The organism is Micromonospora yasonensis, from assembly GCF_026013475.1.
Classification (GTDB): domain Bacteria; phylum Actinomycetota; class Actinomycetes; order Mycobacteriales; family Micromonosporaceae; genus Micromonospora; species Micromonospora yasonensis.
This window is the reverse complement of the sequence record NZ_JAPDPH010000234.1, coordinates 1-10,677: the sequence shown is the minus strand read 5'-3', so window position 1 is coordinate 10,677 and position 10,677 is coordinate 1. Positions and strand designations below refer to the sequence as shown.

Genomic DNA, 10,677 nt, shown 5'->3' with positions numbered 1-10,677 from the left:
AGCCCGGCACTTACGCGCACGGCGAACCGAGGATCGAGCCGGCGTGGCGGGAGCTCCCCACCCGACCTCCCGACCGCCCGGTCACGCGGGTCGAGGGGCCGGGCGTGGAGAGTGCCTCCACGCCACCGGCCTCCACCGTAGTCCGAAAGACTGAGAGCCCGCTGAACGTCCGCTTGACGTATCCCCGGCCGATCAGGCGCGGGCGTAGACCTCGGGCTTGAGCACGCCGACGTAGGGCAGCTCGCGGTAGCGCTCGCCGAAGTCGAGGCCGTACCCGACGACGAATTCGGTCGGGATGTCGAAGCCGACGTACTTCACCGGGACCTGGACCTTCACCGCGTCCGGCTTCCGGAACAGGGCGACCACCTCGACGCTGGCCGCGGAGCGCGACTCCAGGTAGCGCAGCAGCCAGGAGAGGGTCAGGCCGGAGTCGACGATGTCCTCGACGACCACCACGTGCCGGCCGGCGATGTCCCGGTCCAGGTCCTTGAGGATCCGGACCACGCCCGAGGAGGTCGTGCCCTGGCCGTACGAGGAGACGGCCATGAACTCGAGCTCGGCGGGCGGGCCCTGACGGCCCAGCGCCCGGGCGAAGTCGGCCATGAACATGACCGCGCCCTTGAGCACGCAGACGAGCAGGAGACCGTCGTCGACGTGCGCGTAGTCCGCCGAAACCTGCTTGGCCAGTTCCGCGGTCTTCTCGCGGATCTGGGCCTCCGAGATGATCACGTGGTCGATGTCGGCGTCGTACCAGGAGCCGTCAGCCATGGTCATAGCCTGCCGTACGCCCGCTGGCCCCCGTCGGCGGGGCCGCCCCTTTTGGCGCGGTCCCGCCGGGGATTTTCGGCACGGAAGGGGTAAATCACCTCAGCAGGTACGGGAGCGCCAACGGCGTCCGTCGTCGGTCGGCTTCCAGTCGGCCGAGTCCCGGCTGTCGGAGGTCAACCCGGAGGCACTGGCGACGAGCAGGAAGAGCAGGAAGAAGAGGAGCAGCAGGAGGGCCATGGCGGCGCTCACTTTCACATGGTTGATGTCGGTTTCGCCGCCGGTGCGCACCGGAGTGGAACCAGTCTGCGACTGACCGCATCACCCGGACAGTGGCAGGAATGCCAGGGGGCATCGATTTTCTGCCACCCCTCGGGTTACCCTCGTCACATGCTCCGCTCCGTGGCCGTCATCGCGCTCGAGGACGTCGCCGCCTTCGAACTCGGCGTGCTCGCCGAGGTCTTCGGCACCGACCGCACCGCCGACGGCTTCCCCGGCTACCGGTTCGACGTCTGCACGATGGACGGCGGGCCGGTCCGCAGCCGCTCCGGCTTCCTGCTCACCCCGCACGCCGACCTGACCCCGATCGAGGACGCGGACCTGGTCGCGGTGCCCGCGCACGCCGACGGGGCGGCGGTGCCGGCGCCGGTCCTGGACGCGCTGCGCCGGGCCGCCGACCGGGGCGCCTGGGTGCTCAGCGTCTGCTCCGGGGCGTACGTGCTGGGCGAGGCGGGGCTGCTCGACGGGCGGGACTGCACGACCCACTGGCGGCACGTCGACGACCTGCAACGGCGGTTCCCGGCGGCCCGGGTGCGGTGCAACTCGCTCTACGTGCAGGACGGCCGACTACTGACCAGCGCGGGCACCGCCGCCGGCATCGACGCCTGCCTGCACCTGGTACGCCAGGAGCACGGCTCGGCCACCGCCACCCGGCTGGCCCGGCGGATGGTCGTCCCACCGCATCGGGACGGCGGCCAGTCCCAGTACGTCGAGGCGCCGATCCCCAAGGCGCCGGAGGCGCCCACGCTCGAGCCGGTGCTGGAGTGGCTGATGGGCCACCTGGACCGGACGGTGACCGTGGACGAGCTGGCGGCCCGGGCCGACATGGCCCCGCGGACCTTCGCCCGCCGGTTCCGCGCCGAGACCGGCACCACCCCGCACGACTGGCTGACCAACCAGCGGGTGCTGCTGGCCCGGCGGCTGCTGGAGGAGACCCGGCTGAGCGTGGAGCACGTGGCCGACCAGGCCGGCTTCGGCGACGCCGCCGCGCTGCGGCACCACTTCACCCGCCGGGTGGGCACCACCCCGCACGCCTACCGGACCACCTTCCGGGAGCGGGTCGAGGCCTGATCACCAGCCCAGCATCGCCCCGTCGACCCGGGACTCCGACCCGGCGACGTACCCGCCCGCGGGGTGGCGCCAGATCGCCTGCCCGTACCCGAAGGCGGCCGGCTGGTCGGCGACCACCACCTCGTGCCCGCGGGCCCGCAGGCCGGCGACCAGGCGCGGGTCCAGCTCGGGCTCGACCAGCACGATCCGGCCGGCGTGCCAGTACCAGCGCGGGGTGTCCAGCGCGGCCTGCGGGTCGCGCCCGGCGTCGAGGGTCGCCGAGACCAGCTGCACGTGCCCCTGCGGCTGCATGTGCCCGCCCATCACCCCGAACGGGCCGACCGGGGCGCCGTCCCGGGTCAGGAAGCCCGGGATGATCGTGTGGTACGGCCGCTTCGCCGGCCCCACCACATTCGGGTGGTCCGGGTCGAGCCGGAAGCCGAGGCCCCGGTTCTGCAGCGCGAAGCCGTGGCCGGGCAGCACCACGTGCGAGCCGAACGCCAGATAGGTGGACTGGATGAGGCTGACCATCATGCCGCCCGAGTCGGCCGTGCAGAGATAGACGGTGCCGCCCCGCTCCGGCTCACCGGCCACCGGCTCCCCCGCCCGGTCGGTGACCAGCGCCCGGCGCCGCGCCCCGTACCCGGGGTCGAGCAGGGCCGCCGTCGGCACCGCCGCCCGATCCGGGTCGGCGACGTACGCGTGCGCGTCGGCGAAGCCGAGCTTCGTCGCCTCGATCTGCCAGTGCAGTCGCTCCTCCGGCGACAGCGCCGCCAGGTCCACCCCGTCCAGCACCTGCAGCGCCAGCAGTGCCGCGATCCCCTGCCCGTTCGGCGGCAGCTCCCACACCTCGTGCCCCCGGTACCGGACACAGACCGGGTCGACCCAGGTCGAGCGGTGCCGGGCCAGGTCGTCACCGGCCAGGAAGCCGCCGGTGCGGGCCGCGTGGGCGTCCAGCGCCGCGGCGATCCGGCCCCGGTAGAAGTCCTTCGCCCGGCTCTCGGCGATCCGGCGCAGCGTCCCGGCCGCGTCCGGGTTGCGCCACCACTCACCCGGTCCGGGCGCCCGACCGTCCACGGTGAACACCCGGTCGAACTCCGCGAACTCCGCCCCGCTCAGGCCGGAGTGCCCGGCGACTCCGTGGGCCCAGGTGGCGGCGGTGCCGGCGGCCACCGGGAAGCCGCGCTCGGCGTACCCGACGGCGTCGGTGAAGAGCTCGGCGAAGGGCAGCGAGCCGAACCGCTCGTGCAGGTCCCGCCAGCCGGCGGGCGCACCCGGCACGGTCACCGGCAGCCAGCCCCGGGCCGGCATCGCCGGCCCGGCCGCCTGTGTCCCGCCGAGCGCCTCGACCGGCGCCGCGCCCCGCCGCTCGGTCGCGGCCAGCACGATCTCCCGGGTCAGCCCCGCCGGGGAGCGCCCGGACGCGTTCAACCCGTGCAGCCGGTCGCCGTCCCAGACAATCGCGAAGAGGTCGCCACCGATGTCGTTCGACGGCGGCTGCACCACGGTCAGGGTGATCGCGGTGGCCAGCGCGGCGTCGACGGCGTTGCCGCCACGCCGCAGCACGGCCAGGCCCGCCGCCGCCGCGAGCGGCTGGCTGGTCGCGACGGCGCCGTTGGGGGCCAGGAGGGGCTGCCGGGGGTACGCCATCCGCCCGTTCTACCGGCTTCGGCGGCTCCCGGCGACCCCCGCTGCGGCTGAGATGTCAGCGGGTTCTGCGCTCAGTCCAGCAGGTGGGTCAGCGAAGGGCCCAGCGGGTCCCCGACCAGAGCGAGAGAGTTCTCGGCACGGGCCACCAGGTCCAAGGGTTCCAATCCCAGGGTCAACTTGGCATGCACCAGACGATCCATGCCGGCCCCCACCAGGGGCGCTGCCGTACGCAGAGCGGCATCGAGCGCTACCGCCGCAGTCGTTCCCCCATGCATCACGATATTGCGCTGCCGGTACAACCGCCGGAGCACGCCTTCGAACACGGCCCTGACGTCACCCAGTTCCCTGAACGGGTTTGCCAGCACTTTGGTCATCCGCTGGCCCGCCGCAACATCGCCGGGCAGTGACAACGCCAGCTTATCACCGCCGCCGAGCGCTGCGGCCAGGATCTGACACCGCTCCGCGTTGGTTGCCGCGACTTCGAGCTTCCCCAGCAGTGCGTCTTCTTCTGCCGGACCATGCCGGTACGAGAGCGCGGTCAGTTCGGCCCTGGGCCATGAACAGGCCACCAATGCTGCCAGTCGATCAGCGGCCACTGCGCGATTCCGCTCGGAGTCAGGATCCGCCTTGTCGCCGGGGTGATATAGCAGCGACTCGATCGCCGCCCATGCACCGGACACCGCAGGTGCCGGAGGTCCCTCGTTGAGCGGTGCCGCCAACTCCAATGCATCGTCGAGGCGGTCTGATCCGGTCACCGAGTACATCGTGCGTTCACGCTTCAGCGACAAGACATCGGCGCCTCGTGCTGGCGGTTGTACCGGCAACGGCTGCGGGTAGGCCTTCACTCAAACATGTCCAACAGGCTGGAGACGCCCTCGACCAGACCGTGCGAACGTGCTCCTCGCCTGCAGCCGCAAGACGAGAGCTCCAGCCTTCCGCGCGGCAGCAACCGCGTCTTTCGCTCTCACCTTGTAGAGGAACGCGCCGTTGTGGCGGGGTGGCCGCGTTACGCCCTCGGCTCGAAACCACGCGGCAGCTGCGGGAGCAGTCAACCATTCCGGCAACCCCACGGCCAGTGTTTGATGCTTAGGTACCGACGCGAACGGCACCAGCACCTCAAACTCGCTGTCCTCGCAATGTGAGAGGTCTGCCGCGAACTCAAGCAGATGACGCAGCGTCGCGTCCGGCAGGGCCGCCGTATCGTGGACCCATCGGTGCAGCCGCCCGGAACTCCACCCCCGGTCCAAGAGATGGGTGGCGACCGCGCGCCAGGCGCTCAGGGGACGGCGGAGCTGCCCCTTCCGCAGCAATCATCCACCGCCGCAGATACCCGTCATTGATCAGCGGCATCAGCTGCCGGAAGTCGCCGCCGTTGCTGGCTGTCCGGTCCCAATCCTGAACGCAGTAACTGCGTCAACTCCTTCCGAAGCTGGCTGTCACCCAATCCCCGGTCGGGCCCGAGCAACCGCTCAAGGGAACGCAGGTACCAGGACACCAGCTCCGCTGGACAGCACCTGCTCACGCTGCCAGTCACCGGCCTCCCACGCCTCCTCCAAAGCCAGCACGCTACTCACGTCCCACAGACGCCGAGGCCATGGCGTCGTGTCGGCGAAAAAATCCAGCAGACGAGCAGTCACGTGTGCTGCGTACGGATCGCTCAGAGGAACATCCAAGCGATTAGGGGCACCGGTCACGGAGTGCTCTGCTCCCACCAGAGCCACCAAGCTCGAAGTCTAAAGATGGGGAGCCGCCCTGCGAGGGCCGCTCCCCTCTTTCTTTGTCCACGTCAACCCGTGGATTGACGGTCTGTTCATCGACTTGCAACGGCGTGTCGCGGCCTGCGCGTCCAGGCCTCAACCAAGCCAGGATTGATTCAGGCATTGAACGGCTTCTCGTCATGAGCTAACCCATACATGAGAATCAGCGTGTTGCCGCGCCGGACCACCGGGAGGCCGCCGGGCAGGTGCACGGCGCCCTGGCCGTGCCAGGCGGTGAGCAGGGCGTCCAACGCGGCGATGTGCCGGTGCGACAGCGCGGCCGGGGACGCGCCCAGCTCCCGTGCCCAGGCGTGCAGCGCCCGGGTGCGTACGGCGGCGGGCAGCGCGACCAGCGCGTCGACCGAGAGCCCGCCCTCGGTGGAGCGTGCGTCGGCGAGCGCGGCGGCGGCCAACTCGTCGAGCGCGGCGGTGTCGGCGGCGAGCAGGCGGGCGGTCCGGGCCAGGTTGTCCACCACCCCCGGGCCGAGCGCGGCCACCAGCGCCGGGAGCAGGTCGACGCGGACCCGGGACCGGGCGTACGCCGGGTCGGCGTTGTGCGGGTCCTCCCAGGGGGTGAGGCCGAGCGCGGCACACGCCTTGCGGGTGTCCTCCCGGGCCACGTCGAGCAGCGGACGCAGCAGTCGCACCCCGCCCACCTCGCGGCACTCCGGCATGCCGGCCAGCCCGCGTGGGCCGGCGCCCCGGGCCAACGCGAGCAGCACCGTCTCGGCCTGGTCGTCCCGAGTGTGGCCGAGCAGCACCGCGGCCGCGCCGTGCCGGCGGGCGGCGGCGATCAGTGCCTCGTACCGGGCTTCGCGGGCGGCCGCCTCGGGGCCGCCGGGCCGCCCGGCGACCCGTACCGGCACCACGTCGACCGGGTCCAGCCCCAGCTCGCGGGCCCAGCCGGCGACCGCCTCGGCCCGCTCGGCGGAGCCGGGTTGCAGGCCGTGGTCGACGGTCACCAGGCCGGCGCGCCGGCCGAGCCGGGGCGCCACGAAGGCGGTGGCCGCGGCCAGCGCCAGCGAGTCGGCACCGCCGGAACAGGCCACCAGCACCGGCCCGGCCCCGGGCAGGCCGGCCAACGCCCGGCGTACGGCGACCCGGACGGCGGCGACCGGCGGGGCGAGCGCGGCCACGGCTCTCCCGCTCAGTCGGCGGCCGGAGTGGCCCCGGTCGGCCCGTGCACCCGGGCCACCCACGCGTCCGGGTCGCCCAACTCCTCGAGCCGGGGCAGGGTCAGCGGTGAGGCGAAGATCTTGTTGAAGCCGGCCATACCGATCCGGTCGACTACGCCGTGCACGAACTTGCGGCCCTCGGCGTACTGCCGCATCTTGACCTCGATGCCGAGCAGCCGGCGGATCGCCTTCTCCAGCGGGTTGCCGGACTCCCGCCGGCGGTTGAAGGCCGCCCGGATCGACTCGACGCTCGGGATCACCTGCGGCCCAACCCCGTCCATGACGAACTCGGCGTGCCCTTCGAGCAGGGTCATCAGCGCGGTGAGCCGGTCGAGCACGGCCCGCTGCGCCGGGGTCTGCACAATGTCCAGCACACTGGCCCGGCTCTCCGGGTCCTTCACCGCGTCGGAGAGCGTGGCGACGCCCCGACGCAGCCGTTCGAGCAGGTGCTCGCCGCCCTGCGCGGCGTCCACGAACGCCTGCACCTCGCTGAGGAAGTACGCGCGCATCCACGGCACGGCGGTGAACTGCGTCCGGTGGGTCACCTCGTGCAGGCAGACCCAGAGCCGGAAGTCCCGGGGATCGGCGCCCAGCTTCCGCTCCACCTCGACGATGTTCGGTGCGACCAGCAGCAGTTGGCCGGGGTCGCCGGCGAATACCTCGTACTGGCCGAGCACCCGGCCGGAGAGGTACGCCAGCACGGTGCCGGCCTGCACCCCGGTCAGCCGGGACCCCACTGCCTCGGTCAGCGGCCCGGGCCGTTTGTCGCCGGAGAGGCGGCTCACCAGCGGGCTGATCACCTCGCGCAGCCCGGCGATGTTCGCCGCGGCCCAGTCCCGCCGGTCCACCACCCGCACCGGCGGGTGGGCGACCTGCGACCGCAGGCCGGTGTAGTCGGCGACGTGCCCGGCCGCCTCCTCGGTCAGCCGTCGCAGCTCGGTGACCACGTCGGTGGCCTCCGCGTACGACACCCGGGGGCCCGACTTGCCCAACGCCCCCGCGGTGGCGGCGGCCAGATCCCAGTCCACGAACTGCGCCATGCACCCACCGTACCCGCGCCGCGACACCACAACCGGTGATCGACGGCTGTCGCAGCCTCTCAGCGGCACCCGCAGCGGGCCAGCACGGAGCTGATCCGGTCGAGGGCCTCCCGGGTCGCGTCGAGGGCGCCGGCCGGGGCCTGATCGGTGAGGACGGCGAAGGTGAGCAGCCGACCGTCGGCCGTGGTGACCACGCCGGCGATCGCGCTGACCCCGGTCAGCGTTCCGGTCTTGGCGCGTACCACACCGGCCCCGGCCTTGGTGGCCGTCTCCTGGTAGCGGTCGTCGAGGGTGCCGGACCAGCCACCGACCGGCAGGCCGCCGAAAATCGCCGCCAGCTCGGGGTGGCTGCCGTTGCCCGCGAGGGTGATCAGGTCGGTGAGCAGGGACGGGCTGATCCGGTTGGTCCGGGACAGCCCACTGCCGTCGGCCAGGCTGATCTCGTCGGCGGGCAGCCCCAGCTCGCCGAGCACCTGGTCGGTGGCCGCCGCGCCGCCCTGGAAGGAGGCGGGCTTGCCCTTGGCGAGCGCCACCTGCCGGGCCATGTACTCGGCGATCACGTTGTCGCTGTCGCTGATCATGATGTCGACCAGGCGGACCATCGGCAGCGACTGGACCTTGCCCAGCTCGGTGCCGGGCGCGGGGGCCGTACCGCCGGAGGCGGTGGGCGCCGTACCCCGCTTCACCTCGGCGGCGTCGCCGGAGAGCCCGAGCAGCCTGGCGAACTGCCGGCCGGCGGTCAGGTCCGGCTGGGGCACCCGCTCGGCCATGCCGTGGGTGGCGTCGAACGACTTGCGGGCCGCCTCCGGGTCGCGCCGGGCCGCGTCGGTGGTCAGCGCGGTGATCGCCGCTCCGAAGCCGCCGGTGGGGATGTCGTCGTCCCAGCCGGGGCCGTACACCTGGCCGCTGAACAGGGACGAGTCGACGATGACCTTGGTCGGCGCGGTGCCGCCGAGCGCCTTGCGCACCTGGGCGGCGAGGTCGTCCAGCCGGGCCGCGCCCGGGTAGAAGCCGTTCTTGTCCACGGCCAGCGTCGGGTCACCGCCACCGACCAGGACCACCTCACCGGGGTTCGGGCCGGCCACCGCCCGGGTGGGGATCCGGTACGCCGGGCCCCGGGCGGCCAGCACGGCCACCCCGGTGGGCAGCTTGGTCACCGAGGCGGGGACGGTCGGGCTGTCCTGCCCCCGGCCGTAGAGCGCCTTGCCGGTGGCCACGTCGGCCACCGAGACGTTCACCCGCTCACCGAGCGCGGCGGCGCCGACCAGCGGTTCGAGCGCGGCGCGTACCCCCTCGGGGGTCGGCGCCGGGGCGTTGGGGTCGGCGGCGGCGAGCACCTCCGACGGGGCGGGTTCGGCGGTCCGGGCGGCGGTGGGCGCGTCGGCCTCGCCGCCCAGCCAGCCGGCCACCGGACCGGGGCGGACCACGGCCAGCCCGACGGCGGCCACGGCGATCACCAGCACGGCGGCCAGCACCGCCAGCAGTCGGACCCGGCCCCGACGGGCCGGCGCGGGCGGCGGAGGCGGGGCGGCACCGGGCGGCGGGACGGGCGGACTCACCGGGATCCCGCCGGCCGCGTCGGGCCCCGGCCAGTTCACCGGGGCGACCGGGCCTCCGTACTGCCGCGGGTCGGCCCGACCCACGGGGCCGGGACCGTAGGCGGAGGGTTCGACGCGACCCACCGGGCCGGCACCGTACGTGGAGGGATCGGCCCGACCCACCGGCCCGCGGCCGTACTCGGAGGGGTCGGCGCGGCCGACCGGAGCGGAACCGGCGGCCGCCCCAGGGTGACCGCCCGGGGTGGTTCCGGGGATCCGGACCCGGCCGGTGGCACCGCCAGGTGCGGAACCTCCGGACTGCCGCCCGTCAAGCCCCTCAGGGCGGTAGTGTGAATCTTCCCTCCCCACGACCCCCTCCTCCCCCGCTCGAAAGCACCTTGGGTGACACTACTTCCGTCCGAACACTATGCGGCGGCCGGAGCCGGCGGGGGGTGATTCTTCCGCGCGGGGGGCGGCGCCACTGGTTCCGTTAGCCAGCGTGGGCAAACGAGGGAGCGTGGAAGATGGATTTCGACGTCACGGTTGAGATCCCGAAGGGTCACCGCAACAAGTACGAGGTGGACCACGCGACCGGCAGGATCCGGCTGGACCGCACCCTCTTCACCTCCACCCAGTACCCGGCCGACTACGGCTTCATCGAGGGCACCCTGGGCGAGGACGGCGACCCGCTGGACGCCCTGGTGCTGGTCCCCGAGCCCACCTTCCCCGGCTGCCTGATCCGCTGCCGCACCATCGGGATGTTCCGGATGACGGACGAGAAGGGCGGCGACGACAAGGTGCTCTGCGTCCCCTACGAGGACCCGCGCCAGGAGCACCTGCGGGACATCCACCACCTGGGCGAGTTCGACCGGCTGGAGATCCAGCACTTCTTCGAGGTGTACAAGGACCTGGAGCCGGGCAAGTCGGTCGAGGGCGCGACCTGGGTGGGCCGTACCGAGGCCGAGGCCGAGATCCGGGCGTCGTTCCAGCGCGCCAAGGAGGCCGAGGAGCGCGGCGAGACGTTGCACTGACTGTGACCTGCGTCGACGGGCCCGGGCCGCTCAGCCGAGCGACCCGGGCCCGCGCGCATGCTCAGCCGAGCAGCCCCCGGGCCCGGTCGTAGAGGTCCAGCACCGCGCAGGCCACCGGGACCACGGAGACCACCAACGCGGTGTCGGTCAGGTCGGCCAGCCGACCGAGGTACGGGGAGACCGGTCGCCGGGCGTACGTGGCGCCGGCCGCGACGGCGATCAGGGCCAGCAACAGCCCGCCGGCGGCGAGCACGAGCCGGCCGGCCGGGTCGGCGGTCCCGACGAGGACCGCGCCGAGCAGGGCGTACCCGGCCAGGCCGGCGACCACCGGGGGCACCCGGTGGCGGACCGCCACGAAGAGCCGGGAGCGCAGCAGCAGCACGGCGCAACCG

The 10,677-nt window shown here is 73.1% G+C and carries 9 protein-coding genes and 1 pseudogene; 2 read left to right on the top strand and 8 right to left on the bottom strand.

All coding sequences use genetic code 11. The features are described from left to right. Window positions 1–192: 192 nt before the first annotated feature. Both hpt and ONA70_RS30540 read right to left on the bottom strand, forming a co-directional pair. Complete coding sequence (hpt, locus tag ONA70_RS30545; protein WP_265009961.1) at window positions 193–768, bottom strand: hypoxanthine phosphoribosyltransferase; 576 nt, start codon at window positions 766–768, stop codon at window positions 193–195. Between the two features lie 99 nt (window positions 769–867). After that, window positions 868–1,017 carry a hypothetical protein gene (locus tag ONA70_RS30540; protein ID WP_265009962.1) on the bottom strand — a complete coding sequence of 50 codons (150 nt, stop codon included), beginning with the start codon at window positions 1,015–1,017 and terminating at the stop codon, window positions 868–870. A 138-nt stretch (window positions 1,018–1,155) separates the two neighbouring features. Here ONA70_RS30540 and ONA70_RS30535 point away from each other — a divergent pair, with 138 nt between their 5' ends. Beyond that, window positions 1,156–2,115 (top strand): GlxA family transcriptional regulator, encoded by a 960-nt coding sequence (locus ONA70_RS30535; RefSeq protein ID WP_265009960.1) that lies wholly within the window; start codon window positions 1,156–1,158, stop codon window positions 2,113–2,115. On the opposite strand, the gene ONA70_RS30530 is transcribed toward ONA70_RS30535, so the two are convergent. From ONA70_RS30530 to dacB, 5 genes are all read right to left on the bottom strand, one after another. Further along, entirely contained in the window at window positions 2,116–3,744 is a 1,629-nt protein-coding gene (locus tag ONA70_RS30530) for a gamma-glutamyltransferase family protein (RefSeq protein WP_265009959.1), read from the bottom strand. Between the two features lie 71 nt (window positions 3,745–3,815). Next, complete coding sequence (locus tag ONA70_RS30525) at window positions 3,816–4,589, bottom strand: hypothetical protein (protein ID WP_265009958.1); 774 nt, start codon at window positions 4,587–4,589, stop codon at window positions 3,816–3,818. Between the two features lie 1,028 nt (window positions 4,590–5,617). Beyond that, window positions 5,618–6,637: a tRNA lysidine(34) synthetase TilS gene (gene tilS / locus ONA70_RS30520; RefSeq protein ID WP_265009957.1), complete on the bottom strand. Its 1,020-nt coding sequence runs from the start codon at window positions 6,635–6,637 to the stop codon at window positions 5,618–5,620. Between the two features lie 11 nt (window positions 6,638–6,648). Continuing rightward, on the bottom strand, window positions 6,649–7,716 hold the full coding sequence (locus tag ONA70_RS30515; protein ID WP_265009956.1) for a zinc-dependent metalloprotease: 1,068 nt from the start codon (window positions 7,714–7,716) through the stop codon (window positions 6,649–6,651). Between the two features lie 59 nt (window positions 7,717–7,775). Then, on the bottom strand, window positions 7,776–9,275 hold the full coding sequence (gene dacB, locus ONA70_RS30510; RefSeq protein ID WP_406601276.1) for a D-alanyl-D-alanine carboxypeptidase/D-alanyl-D-alanine endopeptidase: 1,500 nt from the start codon (window positions 9,273–9,275) through the stop codon (window positions 7,776–7,778). A gap of 503 nt (window positions 9,276–9,778) precedes the next feature. Here dacB and ONA70_RS30505 point away from each other — a divergent pair. Continuing rightward, window positions 9,779–10,285, top strand: coding sequence for an inorganic diphosphatase (locus ONA70_RS30505; RefSeq protein ID WP_265009954.1), 507 nt, complete (start codon window positions 9,779–9,781; stop codon window positions 10,283–10,285). Window positions 10,286–10,346: 61 nt separating this feature from the next. On the opposite strand, the pseudogene ONA70_RS30500 reads toward ONA70_RS30505, so the two are convergent. Continuing rightward, window positions 10,347–10,677, bottom strand: a pseudogene (locus ONA70_RS30500) (type VII secretion integral membrane protein EccD); the annotation flags it as partial.

Bases quoted from the DNA above. Each gene is read 5' to 3' on its own strand.
- ONA70_RS30515 (WP_265009956.1), bottom strand. From the start codon at position 7,716: ATGGCGCAGTTCGTGGACTGGGATCTGGCCGCCGCCACCGCGGGGGCG.
- hpt (WP_265009961.1), bottom strand. From the start codon at position 768: ATGGCTGACGGCTCCTGGTACGACGCCGACATCGACCACGTGATCATC.
- ONA70_RS30535 (WP_265009960.1), top strand. From the start codon at position 1,156: ATGCTCCGCTCCGTGGCCGTCATCGCGCTCGAGGACGTCGCCGCCTTC.
- ONA70_RS30530 (WP_265009959.1), bottom strand. From the start codon at position 3,744: ATGGCGTACCCCCGGCAGCCCCTCCTGGCCCCCAACGGCGCCGTCGCG.
- ONA70_RS30505 (WP_265009954.1), top strand. From the start codon at position 9,779: ATGGATTTCGACGTCACGGTTGAGATCCCGAAGGGTCACCGCAACAAG.